This is a genomic window from Plantibacter sp. VKM Ac-2880 (assembly GCF_015351235.1).
GTDB lineage: Bacteria > Actinomycetota > Actinomycetes > Actinomycetales > Microbacteriaceae > Plantibacter.
The window spans coordinates 740541-758936 of the sequence record NZ_JADKSJ010000001.1; the positions used below are offsets into that span (position 1 = coordinate 740541).

General features: G+C 70.8%; 21 protein-coding genes. 17 read left to right on the forward strand and 4 right to left on the reverse strand.

The window, feature by feature from the left end:
- Positions 1–24 precede the first annotated feature (24 nt).
- From ITJ57_RS03640 to ITJ57_RS03655, 4 genes are all read left to right on the forward strand, one after another.
- Entirely contained in the window at positions 25–1428 is a 1404-nt protein-coding gene (locus ITJ57_RS03640) for an aldehyde dehydrogenase (RefSeq protein ID WP_194668891.1), read from the forward strand.
- Positions 1425–2942, forward strand: a complete 1518-nt coding sequence (gene rfaE2, locus ITJ57_RS03645) for a D-glycero-beta-D-manno-heptose 1-phosphate adenylyltransferase (protein ID WP_370582173.1) — start codon at positions 1425–1427, stop codon at positions 2940–2942. The genes ITJ57_RS03640 and rfaE2 overlap by 4 nt, the downstream gene beginning before the upstream one ends.
- Before the next feature lie 110 nt (positions 2943–3052).
- On the forward strand, positions 3053–3373 hold the full coding sequence (locus tag ITJ57_RS03650; RefSeq protein ID WP_194668892.1) for a hypothetical protein: 321 nt from the start codon (positions 3053–3055) through the stop codon (positions 3371–3373).
- A complete protein-coding gene (locus ITJ57_RS03655; protein ID WP_194668893.1) occupies positions 3370–3825 on the forward strand; it encodes a hypothetical protein in 456 nt (151 codons plus the stop codon). Before ITJ57_RS03650 ends, ITJ57_RS03655 begins: the two co-directional genes overlap by 4 nt.
- 47 nt (positions 3826–3872) lie before the next feature.
- Here the strand turns inward: ITJ57_RS03655 and ITJ57_RS03660 are convergent, their stop codons facing one another.
- Positions 3873–4604 (reverse strand): GAF and ANTAR domain-containing protein, encoded by a 732-nt coding sequence (locus tag ITJ57_RS03660; protein WP_194668894.1) that lies wholly within the window; start codon positions 4602–4604, stop codon positions 3873–3875.
- Positions 4601–5305 carry a GAF and ANTAR domain-containing protein gene (locus ITJ57_RS03665; RefSeq protein ID WP_194668895.1) on the reverse strand — a complete coding sequence of 235 codons (705 nt, stop codon included), beginning with the start codon at positions 5303–5305 and terminating at the stop codon, positions 4601–4603. The genes ITJ57_RS03660 and ITJ57_RS03665 overlap by 4 nt, the downstream gene beginning before the upstream one ends.
- A 233-nt stretch (positions 5306–5538) precedes the next feature.
- Here ITJ57_RS03665 and ITJ57_RS03670 point away from each other — a divergent pair, with 233 nt between their 5' ends.
- The 4 genes from ITJ57_RS03670 (at position 5539) to ITJ57_RS03685 (ending at position 8600) form a co-directional block, all read left to right on the forward strand.
- The gene (locus tag ITJ57_RS03670) at positions 5539–6345 is read left to right on the forward strand and encodes a hypothetical protein (RefSeq protein ID WP_194668896.1); all 807 of its coding nucleotides are present in this window, start codon (positions 5539–5541) and stop codon (positions 6343–6345) included.
- The gene (locus ITJ57_RS03675; RefSeq protein WP_194668897.1) at positions 6342–6758 is read left to right on the forward strand and encodes a phage holin family protein; all 417 of its coding nucleotides are present in this window, start codon (positions 6342–6344) and stop codon (positions 6756–6758) included. Before ITJ57_RS03670 ends, ITJ57_RS03675 begins: the two co-directional genes overlap by 4 nt.
- Positions 6755–7387, forward strand: coding sequence for a DUF3618 domain-containing protein (locus ITJ57_RS03680; protein WP_194668898.1), 633 nt, complete (start codon positions 6755–6757; stop codon positions 7385–7387). The genes ITJ57_RS03675 and ITJ57_RS03680 overlap by 4 nt, the downstream gene beginning before the upstream one ends.
- A 154-nt stretch (positions 7388–7541) precedes the next feature.
- On the forward strand, positions 7542–8600 hold the full coding sequence (locus ITJ57_RS03685) for a YihY/virulence factor BrkB family protein (protein WP_194668899.1): 1059 nt from the start codon (positions 7542–7544) through the stop codon (positions 8598–8600).
- Positions 8601–8604: 4 nt separating this feature from the next.
- On the opposite strand, the gene ITJ57_RS03690 is transcribed toward ITJ57_RS03685, so the two are convergent.
- Positions 8605–9279 (reverse strand): DUF6766 family protein, encoded by a 675-nt coding sequence (locus tag ITJ57_RS03690; protein WP_194670288.1) that lies wholly within the window; start codon positions 9277–9279, stop codon positions 8605–8607.
- A gap of 379 nt (positions 9280–9658) precedes the next feature.
- Between ITJ57_RS03690 and ITJ57_RS03695 the strand changes: the two genes are divergently transcribed.
- The 7 genes from ITJ57_RS03695 (at position 9659) to ITJ57_RS03725 (ending at position 15861) form a co-directional block, all read left to right on the forward strand.
- The gene (locus tag ITJ57_RS03695) at positions 9659–10657 is read left to right on the forward strand and encodes an SDR family oxidoreductase (protein WP_194668900.1); all 999 of its coding nucleotides are present in this window, start codon (positions 9659–9661) and stop codon (positions 10655–10657) included.
- Between the two features lie 17 nt (positions 10658–10674).
- Positions 10675–12138, forward strand: coding sequence for an NAD(P)/FAD-dependent oxidoreductase (locus ITJ57_RS03700; protein WP_194668901.1), 1464 nt, complete (start codon positions 10675–10677; stop codon positions 12136–12138).
- Between the two features lie 56 nt (positions 12139–12194).
- Positions 12195–12782, forward strand: coding sequence for an SRPBCC family protein (locus ITJ57_RS03705; RefSeq protein ID WP_194668902.1), 588 nt, complete (start codon positions 12195–12197; stop codon positions 12780–12782).
- 63 nt (positions 12783–12845) lie between these two features.
- The gene (locus ITJ57_RS03710) at positions 12846–14189 is read left to right on the forward strand and encodes an APC family permease (RefSeq protein ID WP_194668903.1); all 1344 of its coding nucleotides are present in this window, start codon (positions 12846–12848) and stop codon (positions 14187–14189) included.
- Positions 14190–14278: 89 nt separating this feature from the next.
- Positions 14279–14785, forward strand: a complete 507-nt coding sequence (locus tag ITJ57_RS03715) for a DUF6328 family protein (RefSeq protein ID WP_194668904.1) — start codon at positions 14279–14281, stop codon at positions 14783–14785.
- Between the two features lie 54 nt (positions 14786–14839).
- Positions 14840–15262 (forward strand): HIT family protein, encoded by a 423-nt coding sequence (locus tag ITJ57_RS03720; protein ID WP_194668905.1) that lies wholly within the window; start codon positions 14840–14842, stop codon positions 15260–15262.
- Positions 15263–15321: 59 nt separating this feature from the next.
- Entirely contained in the window at positions 15322–15861 is a 540-nt protein-coding gene (locus ITJ57_RS03725; protein ID WP_194668906.1) for a flavin reductase family protein, read from the forward strand.
- A gap of 98 nt (positions 15862–15959) precedes the next feature.
- Here ITJ57_RS03725 and ITJ57_RS03730 read toward each other — a convergent pair whose 3' ends face one another.
- Complete coding sequence (locus ITJ57_RS03730; protein ID WP_228506469.1) at positions 15960–16922, reverse strand: proline dehydrogenase family protein; 963 nt, start codon at positions 16920–16922, stop codon at positions 15960–15962.
- Between the two features lie 102 nt (positions 16923–17024).
- Between ITJ57_RS03730 and ITJ57_RS03735 the strand changes: the two genes are divergently transcribed.
- Both ITJ57_RS03735 and ITJ57_RS03740 read left to right on the forward strand, forming a co-directional pair.
- Positions 17025–17597, forward strand: a complete 573-nt coding sequence (locus ITJ57_RS03735; protein WP_194668907.1) for a YdeI/OmpD-associated family protein — start codon at positions 17025–17027, stop codon at positions 17595–17597.
- A 15-nt stretch (positions 17598–17612) separates the two neighbouring features.
- Positions 17613–18218 (forward strand): maleylpyruvate isomerase family mycothiol-dependent enzyme, encoded by a 606-nt coding sequence (locus ITJ57_RS03740; protein WP_194668908.1) that lies wholly within the window; start codon positions 17613–17615, stop codon positions 18216–18218.
- Positions 18219–18396: the final 178 nt, after the last annotated feature.

Sequence of the window (18396 nt, forward strand, 5' to 3'; positions counted from 1 at the left end):
CGTTCGCCTGGGTACGAGGCGTCTATGACCGCCCACCTGATGGCCGCAACCGAGTCCGACCGGTTCGAGCAGCCCGACGCCCTCTCCATCACCGACCCGCGCACCGGCGAGTCCGTGGGGTCCGTCCGCATCGCGACCGCGCACGAGGTCGCCGACGCCGTCGTGGTGGCCGGGGCCTCCTTCCCGGCGTGGACGGCGCAGTCGCCTGCCGAGCGGGGCGCGGCGCTCCACGCCGTGGCCGATGCGCTCGTCGCCCGCGAGGAGGAGCTGGCCGAGCTGAACCACCGGGAGACGGGCAAGCCGTTGGCGGACGCACTCGGCGGTGTCCGTGCCGCCATCGCGACCGCGCGGCAGGTTGCGGAACTCGGCCCGTTGCACGCCGGACGTGCGCTGCGCGGGCCGTCGACGGCCGTCGACTTCACGGTCGCCGAGCCGCGCGGAGTCGTCGCGGTGATCACCCCCTGGAACGACCCGGTCGCCGTGGCCGTCGGTCTCATCGCGGCAGCGGTGGTGACGGGGAACACGGTCGTGCACAAGCCGAGTGAGCGCTGTCCGCACGTGGGTGAACTGCTCGGATCGGTGTTGGCGGACGCGTTGCCACCGGGCGTCGTCGTGACGATCTCGGGGGACGGACGCACGGGCGCGGCGCTCACCTCCTCCGTGGGTGTGGCGATGATCGCCCACGTCGGGTCGTCGGCGACCGGAGCGCGGATCGCCCGCGCCGCCGTCCTCACCGGTGCCCACGTGATCCGCGAGAACGGCGGGAACGACGCCATCCTCATCGACGCCGATGTCGACCCGGCGTGGGCGGCGGCCCAGACGGCGCTCGGTGCCTTCGCGAACGCCGGCCAGATCTGCACCTCGGTGGAACGCGTGTTCGTGCACGCCGACATCGCCGAACGGTTCCTCGCCGCCCTCGTCGCCGAGGCGGAGCGGTGGACGGCGGACACGGCGTCCGGGCCGCTGGTCGACCGCGAGTTGCGGGGCATCGTGCACGGGCATGTCGTCGACGCGGTGGAGGACGGGGCCAGACTCCTGACCGGGGGCACCGTCCCCGAGGGGCCGGGCGCGTTCTACCCGGCGACGGTCCTCGCCGACTGCCGCCCCGGCATGCGGGTGATGCGGGAGGAGACCTTCGGTCCGGTGGCGCCGGTGATGGTCGTCGGGAGCTTCGACGAGGCCGTCCGTCTCGCCGGAGCCGACCCGTACGGGCTCGCCGCGACGGTCCTCACCGGTTCGATGGACCACGCGCACCGGGCGGTCGCAGACCTACCGGTCGGCACGGTGAAGGTCAACGCCGTGTTCGGTGGGGCGCCCGGTGGTTCGGCCGAACCGCGCGGGGAGAGCGGCTCCGGCTTCGGATACGGACCCGGCCTGCTCGACGAGATGACCCTGACGAAGGTCGTGCACCTCGAGGCTGCGCCGTGACCGACGACGGTCGTGGCGCCGACCAGCACGTCGACCGCGTCGCCTTGCTCGACGTCGCGGGCCGGATCCGCGCCGCAGCACCGCGCGTCGTCGTCGCCGGCGACGCCATCCTCGACCGGTGGTTGCGGGGTGACGTCACCCGGGTGAGTCGCGAGGCGCCGGTACCGGTCGTCGAGGTCGACGAGCCGGAGCTGTGCGCCGGCGGTGCCGCGAACACCGCCGTGAACCTCGCGGCACTCGGAGCCTCGGTGTCGCTCATCGCGGTCCTCGGCGCCGACGAGGACGGTCGGGCGCTCGACGCCCTGCTGCGGCGAGCCGGCGTGGACACCTCCCGCACCCTGGTGCGGGAGGGGGTGTGCACGGCCTCCAAGACCCGCGTGGTGGGTGCCGACCAGATCGTCGTGCGGGTGGACCACCTGCCCAAGGGCGGGCCGTCGGACGCGCACCGCGCGGCGCTCCGGCAGGCGCTCGCGACGGTGGGCGAGGACGACGTCCTCATCGTCTGCGACTACGGCACCGGGTGCTTCGACGACGACACGGTCGCCTGGCTCGCACGGCATCGGCCGCCGGCCCGCACCCTGATCGTCGACGCCCACGACGGCCGACGGTGGGCGCCGATGCACCCGGACCTCGTGACCCCGAACGCCCTCGAAGCCGGCCTGCTCCTCGGGCACCCGCTCGGGCCCGGTGCTCCGCGGGCCGAGGCCGTCGCCGAGTCCCAGGAGGAGCTGCTGGCGGCCGCCGGCGCGTCGCGTGCCGTCGTCACGCTCGACCGCGACGGCACCGTCGTCCTCCGACCAGGCGATCCGCCGACGCGCACCAGAGCGAGGATCGCCCCCGAACATCAGGCGTCGGGTGCCGGGGACACCTTCGTCGCCGCACTCGCCACGGCCGTCGCCGTCGGCGCACCCCTCGACGTGGGTGCCCGGTTCGCTCAGGCTGCGGCGGACGTCGTCACGGCGCGACCGGGCACCGCGGTCGCGCGACTCGCCGAGGTCGAACGCGCGCTCGGCGACCCGGGCGGGGGCGGCAGCACGCGGTTCCTCGATGCACCGGACCTCGTCGAGGCACTCGCGGACCGGCGTGCGGCAGGGGGCCGCATCGTCTTCACCAACGGGTGCTTCGACGTCATCCATCGCGGGCATACGACGCACCTCCGGCAGGCGAAGGCACTCGGGGACGTCCTCGTGGTGGCCCTGAACGACGACGCGTCCGTCCGCCGGCTCAAGGGCCCGGAACGGCCCGTGAACCCGCTCGGGGATCGGGTCGCCGTGCTGGAGGCGCTCGACTGCATCGACTACCTCACGACGTTCGGCGACGACACCCCGATCGCGCTCCTGGAGGCGCTCCGTCCGGACGTCTACGCGAAGGGCGGCGACTACACCCCCGAGATGCTCGCGGAGACGGAGGTCGTCCGTGCCGCCGGCGGTGAGGTGCGCATCCTCGACTTCCTCCCCGACCATTCGACGACCCGGGTCGTGGACCGTATCCGGTCGACGGCTCCGACGTCGTGACGGGTGTCATGTCCCCGGATCGCAGTGTGCCGACACCGCAGCGCACCACGTTCCCCCCGCGGCTGTCAAGGTTCGATCGCCGACGGTCAGCGACGCCTAGCGTCGGGGTGATGGACGACTCGAACCGCATGCGGGACCAACCGGCACTCACGACCACGCGAGGGGACGCGTGGGTCGTCATCGGAGGCATCACCGCCGCGCTCCTCGTCGGGATGTACGCCCTCCTCGGGACCGTGCAGCCCGTGATCGCGTGGGGGACGGCGGCGACCGTGCTCCTCGTGTACGCGGCCATGGTGGTCGTACGGACGCGGGGTACCGCTGGACGTCGGCGCCTGCGCTCGCTCGCGGCGCTCTATGGCGCGATGGTGGCCCTCAGCCTCGTCGCGGTCCTCGTCCTCGTCGGCGTCGCGTGGACGGGGACCGGCCGATGAGCCCGCCGATCCGCCTCCCCGACGCCTTCGGAGACCCGGGGGCCGCCGTCCCCCTCGACGCTGTGGCCCGCACGGGTCGTGCGGTGGGGATCGTGCTCGTGGTGCTCGCCGTCGTGGGGGCTCCGATGGAGGGGCGCCACCTCTACGGTCTCATGGCCGTCGATGCGCCGCTCGACCTCGTGCGCGGGTGTATCGGTGGGGCGCTGCTCGTCATCACCCTCGGCAGGACCGATCGCGAGCGACGCGACCGATGGATCGTCGCCGCAGGGATCCTCCTGCTGATGGTGGCGGTGAGCGGCCTCGTCGACCGTCAGCTGTTCGGGCTCGTGCCCAGCTCGTTCACGCCCGTCGACCTGCTCGTCACGACCGCTCTCGGGGTCCTGTTGCTCCGGGCCGGGATCCGTGGAAGCAGACGCACGGCGGACCAGGAGGACCCCGCAGAGGCGGGCTGACCGCTGCGGCTGGGCTGGGCCGTTGCTCCGATTCGCTGCAGTTCCAGCTACAGCGTCAGGCGCAGTTCGACGACGTCGCGCGCGACGTCCACGAGCGGCCGACGTGCACCGCGTGCGTGCTTCCGGAGCCGGTCGAACGCGTCCTCGACGGAGATCGAGGCCGTGTAGGCGACGACGCCCTTCGCCTGCTCGATGATGACGCGGGACTGCAGGGCGCGCTCCAACTGGTCGCGAGCGACATCGCTCGCCCGCAGCGTGCGCTCATGCAGGATGCCGATGGTCGCGACGTCGGCCATGGCCTGCGCGGCGCGCGTCTCGAGCTCGTCCAGATCCTCGCCCGCCGTCCGGAAGAGGTTGAGGGTGCCGATGGTGGTGCGCCGCAGCCGGAGCGGCACCGCGTACACCGAGGTGAACCGGGCCTCGGCCGCAGCCTCGGCGAACCGCGGCCATCGGGCGGAGACGGCGCCGATGTCCGGTACGGCGACGGCGGTCCCGCCGCGGAAGCTCTCGATGCACGGTCCCTCGTCGGCGCTCAGCTGGATCAGCTCGACGAGCCGGCTCGACTCGCTCGTCGACGCGATGAGGTCGAGGTCGCCGTGCTGATCGGCGAGCAGGATGCCGGATGCGTCGACGTCGAGGAGGTCGACGCTCGCGTCCACGAGGGTCTGCAGGAGGTCGACGACGTCGTAGTCGTCGACGAGGGTGTCGGCGAGTGTCGCGAAGACCTCGAGCAGTTCGGCGCCGTGACCGAGCGCTGTGCCGCTGCCCTCCCCGCTCATCGATCGTCTTCGATCGTGTCGTCGCGCAGCAGGTAGCCGGTGCGCCGCTCGAGGATGTCCTCGGCGACGTCGGCCATGGACCGGTTTTGGGCGAAGGCCTGGGCCTGGATGAACAGGTGGGCGTCGTCGGCACCGAGTCCGAGCTGGGCGATGACGAACCCCGTCGCCTGGTGGATCCGGCGTCGTGCGTGCGGCTTCAGCTGCTCCGTTTCGGGCTGGCTCGCGTGCTCGAGCGTGCGGCGGAGGACGTACCGGCTGAGCGGGCGCGTCAGCGACATCATCTCCTCGACCGCCTGCTCGCCGAGCGTGCGCTCCTCGGTGTCGTAGAGCTCGACGGCGCCCACCTGCAACGGGCCGACGCGCAGCGGGAAGGCGAAGACCGAGCCGACCGCGTGCCCGCGGATCGCCTCCGTGAACGATGGCCAGAAGGCGTAGCCGTTGCGCTGGATGGCGGCCTCGAGCACGGGGTGCCCGCTGCCGACCGCATCCCAGCAGGGTCCCTCGGTCAGGTCGAACTGGATCTCGTCGAGCAGGGCCACCTGGGAGTCGCTCGCCGCGATCGTCTCCGCGCTGAGGGCGTCGCCGAGGGTGGCGATGGAGACCCCGGAGAGCGGCAGCAGGCGCAGGATCGGCTCGACGAGTTGGTCGTCGTCGTCGACCCGTTCGAGCGCGCTGTACACGACGGCGAAGGTGTCGCTCATGACGCCGCTCCTTCCACGATCGACGAGGGTTCTGCCCACCATCGTAAAACGCATCGCCTCGTCCGTGCCGGGTTGATCCGATTTGCGAACGGTCGCGCGCGGGGACGCAGAGCATACGCCTGTCGGGTCCATGTGACCAGCTTCGATCGCCCTCCCGGAGGATTCCGCAGGCTGGATGGCATGGCCGCACACGCATCTCAGCGAAGCGGCCTCGATGAAGAAAGGGCTCACCCATGACTGATATCGATTCGCCCTCCTCGGGGCACGGCGGAGCCGTCGACACGGCCAGGGAACAGGCGGGCGACCTCGCGGCCAGTGCGAAGGCGTCGGCCGGGGACGTCGCCGGAACCGCGAAGGACGCGGCCACCCAGGTCGCCGGCGAGGCCCGCCGACAGGCGAAGGATCTGCTGCACGAATCCCGCAGCGAACTCGTCGAGCAGGCCGGCCAGCAGCAGCAGCGCGTCGCGGCCGGACTGCGATCGCTCGGTGAGGAGCTCGGCGGCATGGCGCGTTCGAGCGATCAGCCGGGCATCGCCGCCGACCTCGTGTCGCAGGCCGCGAGCCGTGCCGACGCCGTCGCCTCCTGGCTCGACGCGCGTGATCCCGGGTCGCTCCTCGGCGAGGTCAAGGACTTCGCCCGCCGCAGCCCAGGCACGTTCATCGGCCTCGCGGCGCTCGCAGGGATCGTCGCCGGTCGGCTGACGAAGAACCTGGCCGCCGAGGCGAAGGAGAGCTCGTCGGACACCGGGTCGTCGGGTCCGCGATCGACAGCGTCCTCGACGACCGTGCCACCGGCACCGGTCACCACCGATCCCACCGATGCCGACGTCGAGCTCGCCCCTGCGAGCGTGCCGGTCGTACCGTCGCCCTCTGCCGGTCCGAACGTCGGCGACCCCGTCTTCGACACGACGAGTCCCGTCGGCGACCCGACCGGCCGTGTCGGTGAGACCACGAACCAGTTCGGCTCCGACGACCTCGCCGTCGGCGGGACGGGGGCCGGCGACGCGGGCGTGGGTGACACCGAGGGGACCAGACCATGACCGATCATCCGACGCCCTCGGAGCAGCAGGCGGCGAACACCTCGCTCGGCGATCTGCTCGGCGAGGTCTCGCGCGACATCTCGACGCTCATGCGTCAGGAGGTCGAGCTCGCGAAGGCCGAGGTCCGGGAGTCCGCGAAGCGCGCGGGAACCGGTGCCGGCCTCATGGGCGGTGCCGGGTACGCCGCCCTCATGACGGTGTTCTTCCTCTCCATCGCCCTCTGGTGGGCGCTCGGCACCCTGGTCGGCAACGGCTGGTCCGCGCTGATCGTCGCCGGGGTGTGGGCGATCGTCGCGACGATCCTGTTCGTGGTCGGCAGGTCGGCGATGCAGAAGGTGAAGGGCATGCCGCAGACCATCGACACCGTGAAGCACATTCCAGACACGCTCAAGAAGAACGAGGAGAACCGATGAGCGACATCAGCAACACCACGGGTCCCGCGGGTGGCGCAGGACCGACCGACAGCAGCGACCCGGACCGGATCCGGGCCGACATCGAACGCACCAGGGCAGAACTCGGCAGCGATGTCGACGCCCTGGCCGACAAGGTCACGCCGTCGAAGATCATGGATCGGGAGAAGGCCAAGGCGAAGGACGCCCTCGGCTCCGTCAAGGACCGGGTCTTCGGCGTCGCCTCGGACCTCTCCGACACGGCTTCCGGCGCGGTGGGTTCTGCGGGCGGCTCCATCTCCGCAGCTCCGAAGCGGGCGGTGGAGAAGCTGGAGGGAGCGCCCATCGCCGTCGGGCTCATGGCCTTCGGCGCGGGACTCCTCGTCTCGGCCCTCCTCCCGTCCAGCACCAAGGAGCGCCACCTGGCGTCGTCCGTCAAGGACGCGGCGCAGCCGCTCGTGGACGACGTGACGGACGCGGCGAAGGAGGCCGCCGAGCACCTGCGTGAGCCGGCGATGGACGCGGTCGACGCCGTGAAGTCGGAGGCCACCGAGGCCGCTGGCCAGGTGCGCACCGAGGCCAGCGGAGCCGTCCAGGACGTCAAGGACGAGGCGAGCCAGGCGAAGCACGCCGTCCAGGACTCCAACCAGTAGCGACTGACGCCGCCGGCGACACCACGGCCGGGCCACGACGCATCCGCGGAGTGGCCCGGCCGTGGTGTTCCCCCAGCACCAGCCCACCACCAGCACCAGCCCGCCCCCAGCACCAGCCCCAGTCCACCGCCCCGACCGGCCCGAAGGAGTCACCATGGCCGAGACCGTCCGGAGTACCGATCGCACCGACGCACCCGACCCGGAGGACCGCCGCAAACCCGACGGGCCGACGGACCTCCGCAAGCCGTCCTGGTCGTTCGTCCTCAAGAAGACCGTCCACGAGTTCACGTCCGACCAGTGCTTCGACATCGCTGCGGCGCTCACCTACTACGGTGTCCTCGCCCTGTTCCCCGGGCTCATCGCCGTCGTGTCGCTGCTCGGCGTGTTCGGGCAGAGCGAGGAGGCGCTCGAGCAGGTGCTCGGTATCGCGCAGAGCGTCGGCCCGGCCGAGGTGCTCGACACGCTCCGTGGGCCGCTCGAGTCGATCTCGTCGTCACCGGGGGCCGGCCTCGCCCTCCTCACCGGTGTCCTCGTCGCGCTCTGGTCCGCGTCCGGCTATGTCGGCGCGTTCAGCCGGGCCATGAACCGTATCTACGAGATCGACGAGGGACGGCCGTTCTGGAAGCTCCGACCGATGCAGCTGATCGTCACCGTGGTCGCGGTGGTGCTCATCCTCCTCGTCGCGTTGCTCCTCGTGGTCTCCGGTCCGGTCACGGAGGCCGTCGGCGACGCGCTCGGCCTCGGTGAGACGGTGCAGCTCGTGTGGTCGATCGCCAAGTGGCCGGTCATCGCCCTGGCGGTCGTCCTCATCATCGCCGTGCTGTACCACGCGACGCCGAACGCCAAACAGCCGAAGTTCCGCTGGCTGAGCCTCGGCGCGGTCATCGCGATCGTCGTGCTCGTGATCGCCTCGGGCGCGTTCGCCCTCTACCTCGCCACCTTCGCGAACTACGACAAGACCTACGGCTCCCTCGCCGGGGTGATCGTGTTCCTCCTGTGGTTGTGGATCGCGAACCTGGCACTGCTGTTCGGGGCCGAGTTCGACGCCGAACTCGAGCGGGGCCGAGAGTTGCAGGCCGGCATCCGGGCCGAGAAGCGGATCCAGTTGCCGCCGCGGGACACCCGGGCGAGCGACAAGGCCGAGCGGACCGAGTCGCGTGACGAAGCGGAGGGTCGCCGCATCCGGCAGCGTGCGGGGCGCGGAGGGGAGTAGCCCGCTACTCCGCCTCCGTGCTCGTCTCGTCGTGCGGCGTCCCCACGGGCTTCGACTCCGACGACCCCCGCTGACGCAGGTAGATCGAGAAGACCACCATGCACCCGACGGCGAGGAACTCCGACTGCCAGTTCTGCAGGGTCCGGTTCCAGAAGTCGGGGGAGGCGAGGTAGCCGAGGAGGTCGACCGGGGGTTGCCCGTGTTCCTGTTGCTCGGCGTTGTAGGTGACCCGTCCGGCGACCGCCTGGGCGGCCCATGAGGCGAGGAAGACGGCGCCCATGACGAGCAACAGCGAGTTCGAGTACAGCGTCCGCCGCCACCCGGCCACGCGCGCCCACTTCGGTGCGTCCGCTGGTGCGTGCTCACCGAGGAGTTGTTCCTCGTCGCTGCCGATTCCTTCGTCGCCAGGCTGTTTCGACTCGGGTGAGCCCCGCTGAACGAGCCACACGGTGGCGAGGATGAAGAGGAAGAACTGCAGGAACTCCGACTGCCAGTTCTCGGCCACGTCGACGACGAACGCCGAGGACGTGACGAACTCGAGGAAGCCGACCGGCGCGAGTCCGTGGGAGCGCTGGTCGTCGTTGAACGCGGCGAGCCCGACGAGGGACTGGCCGAGGAGGGCGAGGGCGAAGATCGCGCCGAAGAAGATACTGAGGGCGTGGTCGCGGAGGTGTCGCATGGCGTTCACCGATTCCAGATTCCTGTGGTGGACATGAGGGCGGTGCTCAGGGCGTGGTCGCGAAGGTGTCGCATGGCGTTCACCGGCCCGACAGCCCGATGGCGAACAGGTAGACCAGTCCGATCACGACGACGAATGCCCACGCGGTGAAGACGATTTTCATGGCCGAGACACTACGCCGATCCCCGGGCCGGTCGCCGCGCTTGCGATTCCCCTCGGAAGCGTGTGTGATTCGCCCTCCCTGGGAATGCCGACCCTGGGAATGCAAGGGGCGGCGTCGAACAGCCGACCTCCCCTAACGTGGCGTCATGCCCCAGACCATCGCAACCCCTCGAGTCCTCTCAGCTCCATGTTCCGCCGCCATCGAACGGTTCGTGCGATGAGCCGGGGTGTCGCAGTCGTCACGGGCGGTACGGCAGGGCTCGGCCGGGCGACGGTCCGTGAACTCGCGAAGCGTGGCTGGGACGTCGCCGTGCTGGCACGCGGTGAGGACGGACTCGCGGCGACCGTCGCCGAGGTCGAGCAGGCCGGGCGACGAGCGCTGGCCGTGCCGACCGACGTGGCCGACCGTGAAGCGGTCGAACGTGCCGCCGATCGCGTCGAGACCGAGCTCGGACCCATCGAGCTGTGGGTCAACTGCGCCATGGTCGGCGTGTTCGGCGACTTCCTGACGACCGAGCCGAAGGACTTCGAACGCGCCGTCGCCGTCAACTTCTTCGGCTTCGTCAACGGCACGCGCGCAGCGCTCTCGCGCATGGTCCCGCGCGATCGCGGACACGTCATCCAGGTGGGCTCGGCGCTCGCGCACCGCGGCATTCCGCTGCAGGCGGCGTACTGCGGGTCCAAGTTCGGTGCGCGCGGGTTCACCGAGTCCGTGACCGCGGAACTCATCCACGCCGGCAGTGCCGTCAAGCTCTCGACGGTCGACATGCCGGCGCTGAACACCATCCAGTTCAGCTGGGTGAAGTCGCAGCTGCCCGAGCACCCGCAGCCCGTGCCGCCGATCTACCAGCCCGAGGTGGGTGCCACCGCCATCGCCGACGTCGCCGACAAGCCGCGACGACGCACCTGGGTGGGGGAGTCCACCGTCGGTACCATCCTCGGCGACCGCTTCGCCGGTTCGTTCCTCGACTGGTTCCTCGCCAGGACGGGCTACTCGGGACAGCTCGCCCCCGACAAGGACGACCCGCGCATGCCCGACAACGTCTACACGCCCGCCCCCGGCGACCACGGTGCTCGCGGGGTGTTCAGCGACAAGGCGCGCTCCTGGAGTCCGCAGACCTGGGCGATCCGGCACCGTCCGGCCGTGTACGCGACCGCGGTGGGCGCCGTCGCAGCGGGTGTCGCCCTGGTGACCGGCGCGGCGAAGCGACGCTGACCGTCGTGGGGGCAGGCATGCGCAGGTCGACGGAGGAGTTCGATGCGGTGGTCGTCGGTGCCGGCCCGAACGGGCTCGCCGCGGCGGTGACCCTCGCGCGGGCCGGCCTGCACGTGCAGGTGGTGGAGCGGGGCGACACCATCGGCGGCGGGGCCAGGACCGCGGAACTCACCCTCCCGGGCTTCCACCACGACATCTGCTCGGCGGTCCACCCGATGGCGCTCGCTTCGGGGTTCTTCCGCTCCTTCGGCCTCGAACGCCGGATCGAGCTGATGGTGCCGGAGATCTCCTACGCGCACCCCCTCGACGACGGCCGCGCGGGTATCGCCTACCGCGACATCGACCGCACCGCCGAGGCGCTCGGCCGCGACGGACCGGCGTGGCGCTCGCTCATGGGGCCGCTCGCCGCGGACGCCGACCGCGTGTCGCAGTTCACCGGCGGCAAGCTGCTGCAGGTACCCCGTCACCCGGTCACGGTCGCCAGGTTCGGCCTGCGGGCGCTCGAGCAGGGGAGTCCCGCCTGGAACCTCCGGTTCCGCGAGGACACCGCCCCGGCGATGCTGAGCGGGGTGGCCGCGCACTCGATCCGGCCCATGCCGAGCCTCGCCACCTCGGCGGCGGCCCTGTCGCTCGGCGCCTACGCCCACGCCCGCGGCTGGCCGATCCCCATCGGCGGCAGCCAGGCGATCGTCGACGCGCTCGCCGCAGACCTCCTCGCCCACGGCGGCGAGATCGTCACCGGCACCGAGGTGCGCTCCATCGACGAGCTCCCGTCCGCGCGTGCGGTGCTGTTCGACACGACGCCGAAGGCGCTCGCCGAGATCGCCGGTTCCCGGCTCCCCGACACCTACCTCCGCCGCCTCTCCCGCTTCCGGTACGGCGACGGCGTCGCGAAGGTCGACTTCGCCCTGTCCGGTCCGGTCCCCTGGACGAACCCCGAACTCGCGAAGGCGGGGACCCTCCATCTGGGCGGGAGCCGGCCGGAGATCGCCGCGGCCGAGCGGGACGTCGCTCGTGGTCGGCACAGCGGATCGCCCTACGTCCTCATCTCGCAGCCCGCGGTCGGCGACCCGGGACGTGCGCCGGGCGATGCGCAGGTCCTCTGGGCGTACACGCACGTGCCGAGTGGCTCCGCGCTCGACCAGACGGAGGCGATCACCCGGCAGATCGAACGGTTCGCCCCGGGCTTCCGCGACGTGATCCTGACGTCCGCATCGATGACCGCTCGCGACATGGCGCGGTACAACCCGAACTACGTGCTCGGCGACATCGCCGCCGGTGCCGCGAGCTTCGCGCAGCTCGTCGCGAGACCGGTGCTGTCGAACGACCCGTGGCGGACGCCGACGCCCGGCATCTTCCTCTGCTCGTCCTCGACGCCACCCGGCCCAGGCGTCCACGGGCTGGCCGGGTGGCACGCCGCCCGCAGCGCGCTCCGCTCCGTCTTCGGGCGCGACCGGATGCCCTCGCTCGCTCCGGATTGAGCACCACCCCGCCGATCACCGACCGCCGCCACCTGTCCACCGAAAGGAACCTCATCGTGTCCCACACCACCCGCATCCTCGATTGCCCGCCCGATCGGGTGTTCGCCGTCTTCGCCGACGGGTGGCTCTTCCCGTCGTGGGTGGTCGGTGCGTCCCGCATGCGTGCCGTCGGCGACCGCTGGCCGCATGTCGGCGGCAAGCTGCACCATTCCTTCGGCGTCTGGCCGGCCGTGTTGAACGACGAGACGACCGTGTTGCAGTGGGATCCGCCGCACCGCTTCGTCATCCAGCCGAAGGGCTGGCCGATCGGCGAGGCGCGGGTCGCGGTCGAGGTCGAACCACACGAGCGAGGCTGCGTCGTCCACCTCCACGAGCAGGCCGTCACCGGGCCGGGTGCCCTGATCCCCGTCTGGCTGCTCGACATCGGCCTGCACCTCCGGAACATCGAGACCCTGCGTCGGCTCGCGCACCTCGCGGAGGGCGGCGCGGGCGGGACGCACCCGGTGGACGCGGCCGAACCGACGGAGGCGGACCGTGCGCCGGCCGAGTTCCCGAAGCGGTCGTTCGCTGCGAGGACGGCGTCACTCGTGGTGGTCGCCGCGCCCCTGCTCTTCCTGGCGGGTCGGCTCCAGCGCCGCCTGTAGCGCATGAGCGGCGGCCGGTGCAAGGTCCGCCGCCGCTCTTCGCCGCTCCCATACCGTGTCAGCATGAGCACCACTGAACCTGCGACGAAGGAATCACCGGCCGGCCTGAAACGGGACATCTCGGGGAAGATGCTCTACCTCTTCATCCTCGGCGATGTGCTGGGTGCCGGGATCTACGCCCTCATCGGTCAGATCGCCGGTGAGGTCGGCGGGGTCACCTGGGTTCCCATGATCGTGGCGCTCCTGCTGGCGCTGCTCACGGCGGCGTCGTACGCCGAACTCGTCACGAAGTACCCGAGGGCGGGCGGCTCGGCCGTGTTCGCGGAGCGGGCGTACAAGCGGCCGGTGGTCTCCTTCCTCGTCGGCTACTGCATGCTGGCGGCGGGCGTCGTGAGTGCCTCCGGGCTGGCGTTGGCGTTCGCCGGCGACTACCTCGCGACCTTCGTCGAGCTCCCGCCGGTGCTCGGCGCCGTGCTGTTCCTCATCGTCATCGCCCTCATCAACGCCCGGGGCATCAAGGAGTCCGTGCGGACGAATCTCGTGATGACGATGATCGAGACCACCGGCCTCGTCCTCGTGGTGGTCGCCGTCGCGATCATGCTCGGTGGTGGCAACGGCGACCTCGGCCGCGCGACGCAGTTCCCCGAGGGTGCCAGCCCCGTCATCGCGGTGTTCGGCGCGGCTCTGCTCGCGTACTACTCCTTCGTCGGCTTCGAGACGAGTGCGAACGTCATCGAGGAGGTGCGCGACCCGTCGCGGGTGTACCCGAAGGCGCTGTTCGGTGCGCTCGCGACGGCCGGTGTCCTCTACGTCCTCGTGGGCACCGCGGCGTCGATCGCCGTGCCGGCAGACGAACTCGGTGAGTCGACCGGCCCGCTGCTGACGGTCATCCAGGCGACCGGCGTGGGCATCCCGGCGTGGCTGTTCAGCCTCATCGCGCTCGTGGCCGTCGCGAACGGCGCATTGCTCACGATGATCATGTCGAGCCGCCTCGCCTACGGCATGGGGTCGCAGGGGCTGCTTCCGAGCGCGTTCACGAAGGTGCTGCCAAAGCGTGGGACGCCGTGGGTCGCGATCCTCGTCACCACCGGTGTCGCGATGGTCCTCACCGCGACGGGCAGCATCGCCACCCTCGCCGAAACCGTCGTCCTGCTCCTCCTCATCGTGTTCCTGAGCACGAACATCGCGGTGCTCGTGTTGCGACGCGAGCGGGTCGAGCACCAGCACTTCCGTGCCTGGACGGTGCTGCCGGTGCTCGCCGTCCTGTCGTGCCTCATCCTCCTCACGCAGCAGAGCGGCGAGGTGTGGTTGCGCGGTGGCATCATCGTCGCGGTGGGTGTGGTCCTGTACGTGATCACGCGGGTGGTCCGTCGTCGGAAGAGCGGTTCGGACGTCACCGCACAGTGACCCTGTGCCCGCTTGGCCCGCTCGCGGCTTCGGCGGTAGCATCCCTCCATGCGAACAGGACGACGTGTGTCGGGTGACGGGATCGGCTGATGTCCGCCGCCCGTGACACCGCCGCCGCCCGGCCTGAGGACGGTCGCGACGAGACGCTCAATGAGCGTTCCGACCGCAACTGGTCGGAGCTGCTGCAGGAGTTCCGGGTGCTCCAGACGGGCACCCAGATCCTCGCGGGGTTCCTCCTCACGCTGCCGTTCCAGCCGCGGTTCGGGGAGTTGAACGCCTTCGACCACGTGCTCTACCTGATCCTCGTCGTGCTCGCCGTGACGGTGACGCTGCTCGCGTTGGCGCCGGTCACCATGCACCGGCTCGTGTTCCGGCAGGGGGCGAAGCCGCAGCTCGTGCAGGTGTCGAGCAGGATCCTCATGGTGTGTCTGGCGGCGGCGTCCCTGTTGTTCGCCGGGATCGTGATGTTCGTGTTCGACTTCGTCACCTCGCCCGCCGTCGGGGCGTGGGCCGGTGGGGCTGTCGTGGTGCTCATCGGTCTGGTGTGGATCGTCGGCCCGCGGTGGATCCGGGCGGCTCGCGACCGCGCGGCCTGAGTCGTCGACGCGTGTTGGGCGACTGTGCCTGGTGACCGACCGGACAATGGGGTGATGTCCGACACCTGTATCTTCTGCCAGCTCATACGCGACGAGCCCGCCGACGTCGTCTGGGTGGAGCGCGAAGACGAGGCCGTCGCGTTCCGGCCGTTGCCCGAGTCGGCGCTCGCACCGGGGCACACGCTCGTCGTGCCGCGGGCGCACAGTGTCGGCCTGCTCGACGCTGACCCGCGGGCGTTGCAGGCGACGACGGCGCTGGTGCAGCGGGTGGGTCGCGCGATGCGGGCGGCGCTCGGTGCGAACGGGGTCGTCGTGTTGAGTGCGTCGGGTGCCGATGCCGGCCAGAGCGTCCCGCACTACCACCTGCATGTCGTGCCCTGCTGGGACGACGACGGGGTCACCTTCTGGCCCGATGGGCTGTCGCAGCATCGGGTCGACGGTGACCCGTACGAGCTCCTGGCGGAGATGTTCGAGTAGCTGGAACTCGCTGCGCCTTGGGTTGACCTCAAGGCCGATTGAGGTTCTACGGTTGAAGCATGACCATTCCCACCACGCCGTCCACCGATCCCGACGCCCTCGCCCGTGCCGCGACCGTCGACGGGTTCAAGACGGCGTTCCGCGACCACCCGGCCGGCGTCGCGCTCATCAGTGCCGCAACCGATCGAGGCGACGTCGGCCTGACGGCGTCATCCGTCGCGTCCGTCGCCGTCGACCCGCCCATGCTGTCGTTCTCCGTCACCCGCGCGACGGGTTCCGCCGGCGGGCTCCTCAGTGCGGGGACCGTCGTCGTGCACCTCCTGGCGGATCACCACCTGGAGGTCGCGAAGGCGTTCGCGAAGACCGGCGAACCGCGGTTCACGCCGGAGCAGCACTGGGAACGGCTCCCGACCGGTGAGCCCTACCTGCCGAGCGCCCGTGCCGCGTTGCGCTGCCGGATCGTCCAGAGCGTGCCGGCCGGCAGCTCGATGCTCGTCATCGCCGAGGTGCTCGAGGTCATCCCGCCCGGGACGGACGCGCCGGCACTCGTCTACCAGAACCGCAACTTCCACCGTCTGGAGTCCGACCCGCTCGGTTGAGCGTCGGCCGGGCGGGATGAGCCTCAGACGCGCTCAGCTGACAGTCGGAGCCGCCGGCGCGGGTCTCCCGAAACCGTGACTCCCGATCCGGCTGAGCCTCAGACGCTCGCCGCGACCGCGCCGATGTCCGCGATCGCTTCGATGACCCGCTCGGGGTGCTCTGCGATCCGGTTGAGGACGTAGAGCCACCACTCGGGTCCGTAGACGAGGTACTCGCGTGTGGTGAAGCCGCGGCGGCGGAGATCGTCGAGCAACGCCGTGCCGAGTCCCTGGAGCATCTCGAACTCCACGTGCGGCTGGCGCAGCTCATCACCGAGTGCGGCCTCGAGCGCCGCGATCAGGTGCGGGTCGTGTGTGGCGATGTTGACGCGGTGGCCGGCCCGGACGAGACGCGTGATCATCGCGATGTACGCCGCCGTCATCGGTGCGGCGTCGCGCGGGTGAGCCACCTCGGTCGATTCGAGGAAGGCGCCCTTCACGACGCGCACCGGCCCTGGACGGGTGAGCACGCGCTCGAGATCGGCTGGGGTGCGGTGGAGTCTCGCCTGCAGGGTGATGCCAGTCTCCGGGAACCGGTCGGCGATCTGCTCGAAGATCGAGAGGACGAGATCGGTGCGGTCCGAGCCCTCCGCGGAGATCATGATCGAGGTGTCGGCGTCTCTGGCCGCCTGCGCGAGCGTCAGACCGTTCCGGAGACCGAGCTCGGCGGAGACCACCGAGCCGATGTGCGAGAGGTCCAGGGAGATCGTGGCGGTCTGCTCTGCCGCGCCGATGCGTCGCGCGAGGTCGACGAACTCGACCGTCTGTTCGTCGGCGATGCAGGCGTCGCGGATGGACTCGCCGACGAGTTCGATGCTGCCGAGGTGCCCGCGGTCGGAGTTCGCGGCGAGGAGTCGCAACGCCGAAGCGGCATCGTCTCCGGCGATGTACCGGACGGCGACCCGTCGGGCGATGGCGGCGGCCTCCGGGTGGGCGAGGACCCGTGCTTTGAGGTCCTCGTCGAGGGCCCAGGCGCGCAGGGTGTCGGCGGCGCGTGAAAGGGTCTCGTCGTTCATCAGCATGGTCCGACCCTATCTAGTCCGTCTGCGTGCCCATCTCGTCTGCGTGCCCGGCTCGGTAGGAGCACCTGTGCGGTGTGGGCGGTGCGCGCTACGCTCGCTGACGTGGCGAGCTTCGAGGAGAAACCGATCCTGGACCTCACGCTCGAGGAGTGGGAGGCCTACCTCGTCGGTGCGCCGAGCGATGCGGGGGTGCGGCTGAAGCTGCGCAAGAAGACCTCGAAGGCACCGGGTATCACCTGGTCGGAGGCGCTCGACGTGGCGCTCTGTCATGGCTGGATCGACGGGCAGAGCAAGCGCCTCGACGACGACTACACCTTGCAGGCGTTCACTCCGCGACGGAAGAACAGTCCGTGGTCGCAGATCAACCGGGAGCACGTCGCCCGGCTCATCGACGAGGGGCGGATGCGTCCGGGTGGGCTCGCCGAGGTCGACCGGGCGAAGGCAGACGGTCGGTGGGACGCCGCCTACCGGCAGAAGGATGCGGTCATGCCGGCCGACCTCCAGGCCGCACTCGATGCCGATCCGGCTGCGGCGGCGTACTTCGCCACCCTCGGTCGTACCGAACGGTTCCGGGTCTTCTTCCGATTGAACGGCATCAAGACGCCCGCCGTCCGGGCCGCTCGTATCGTCGACGTCGTCACGAAGGCGGCGCTCGGCGAGCAGCACTATCGGTGACGGGGAGGAGCACGGATGACGGTTTCACCGAGGATGGTGTGGACGGTGGTCCATGCCGAGCGTCGGAAGCTCGTCGCCGACCTGGCCGGACTCAGCGAGGCACAGTGGGCCACCCCGTCGCTCTGCGCGGGATGGGATGTGCACGACGTCGTGGCGCACCTCGTCGATTCGGCGAAGACGACACGTCTGGGATTCGCTCGACGGCTCATCTCCGCCCGGTTCGACTTCGACCTCGACAACGAACGCGGCATCGAGCGGGAGCGGCGCGGCCGTCCATCGGAGACGCTTGCAGCCCTGGCCGCTGCCGCCGAGCTGAGCCACACGCCGCCGGCGCGCCTCACGACCAGGCTCGTCGAAGCCGTCGTGCACGGCGAGGACATCCGCCGGCCGCTCCGTCTTCGCTCGAGCTACCCGACGACGGCTGTCGTACAGGCGTTGGAGTATCAGCTTCGGACGCGCGTCTCGATGGGCGGCGGCAAGGAACGCTGGCAGGGTGTCCGACTCGTCGCTGACGACACCAGCATGAGCTGGGGTGGCGGGCCCGAGGTCCGCGGTTCTGCGCTGGACCTCCTGCTTGCGGTCTCGGGCCGCCCAACCGGGGTCACCCTGCCGGGATTCTGAGGGGGAGAAGCGGGCATGTGCCCTTCGACAAGCTCAGGGATCGAGAGTCTGCGGGACCGGGAGTGCTACGGCGGGGGACAGGGTGGCGCCCTTCGACAAGCTCGGGGATCAGCGTGTTCCGGGCGCACCTGGGCCGGTCACTGAGCCTGTCGAAGTGCGCACGACAACCCCTTCGGAA

What these genes read in the sequence shown, in the direction of transcription:
- ITJ57_RS03665 (WP_194668895.1), bottom strand. Translation starts at nt 5,305, where the DNA reads ATGAGCGACACCTTCGCCGTCGTGTACAGCGCGCTCGAACGGGTCGAC.
- ITJ57_RS03650 (WP_194668892.1), top strand. Translation starts at nt 3,053, where the DNA reads ATGGACGACTCGAACCGCATGCGGGACCAACCGGCACTCACGACCACG.
- ITJ57_RS03715 (WP_194668904.1), top strand. Translation starts at nt 14,279, where the DNA reads ATGTCCGCCGCCCGTGACACCGCCGCCGCCCGGCCTGAGGACGGTCGC.
- ITJ57_RS03695 (WP_194668900.1), top strand. Translation starts at nt 9,659, where the DNA reads ATGAGCCGGGGTGTCGCAGTCGTCACGGGCGGTACGGCAGGGCTCGGC.
- ITJ57_RS03725 (WP_194668906.1), top strand. Translation starts at nt 15,322, where the DNA reads ATGACCATTCCCACCACGCCGTCCACCGATCCCGACGCCCTCGCCCGT.
- ITJ57_RS03710 (WP_194668903.1), top strand. Translation starts at nt 12,846, where the DNA reads ATGAGCACCACTGAACCTGCGACGAAGGAATCACCGGCCGGCCTGAAA.
- ITJ57_RS03655 (WP_194668893.1), top strand. Translation starts at nt 3,370, where the DNA reads ATGAGCCCGCCGATCCGCCTCCCCGACGCCTTCGGAGACCCGGGGGCC.
- ITJ57_RS03720 (WP_194668905.1), top strand. Translation starts at nt 14,840, where the DNA reads ATGTCCGACACCTGTATCTTCTGCCAGCTCATACGCGACGAGCCCGCC.
- ITJ57_RS03670 (WP_194668896.1), top strand. Translation starts at nt 5,539, where the DNA reads ATGACTGATATCGATTCGCCCTCCTCGGGGCACGGCGGAGCCGTCGAC.
- ITJ57_RS03740 (WP_194668908.1), top strand. Translation starts at nt 17,613, where the DNA reads ATGACGGTTTCACCGAGGATGGTGTGGACGGTGGTCCATGCCGAGCGT.
- ITJ57_RS03640 (WP_194668891.1), top strand. Translation starts at nt 25, where the DNA reads ATGACCGCCCACCTGATGGCCGCAACCGAGTCCGACCGGTTCGAGCAG.
- ITJ57_RS03700 (WP_194668901.1), top strand. Translation starts at nt 10,675, where the DNA reads ATGCGCAGGTCGACGGAGGAGTTCGATGCGGTGGTCGTCGGTGCCGGC.
- ITJ57_RS03660 (WP_194668894.1), bottom strand. Translation starts at nt 4,604, where the DNA reads ATGAGCGGGGAGGGCAGCGGCACAGCGCTCGGTCACGGCGCCGAACTG.
- ITJ57_RS03680 (WP_194668898.1), top strand. Translation starts at nt 6,755, where the DNA reads ATGAGCGACATCAGCAACACCACGGGTCCCGCGGGTGGCGCAGGACCG.
- ITJ57_RS03730 (WP_228506469.1), bottom strand. Translation starts at nt 16,922, where the DNA reads ATGCTGATGAACGACGAGACCCTTTCACGCGCCGCCGACACCCTGCGC.
- ITJ57_RS03685 (WP_194668899.1), top strand. Translation starts at nt 7,542, where the DNA reads ATGGCCGAGACCGTCCGGAGTACCGATCGCACCGACGCACCCGACCCG.
- ITJ57_RS03675 (WP_194668897.1), top strand. Translation starts at nt 6,342, where the DNA reads ATGACCGATCATCCGACGCCCTCGGAGCAGCAGGCGGCGAACACCTCG.
- ITJ57_RS03690 (WP_194670288.1), bottom strand. Translation starts at nt 9,279, where the DNA reads ATGCGACACCTCCGCGACCACGCCCTCAGTATCTTCTTCGGCGCGATC.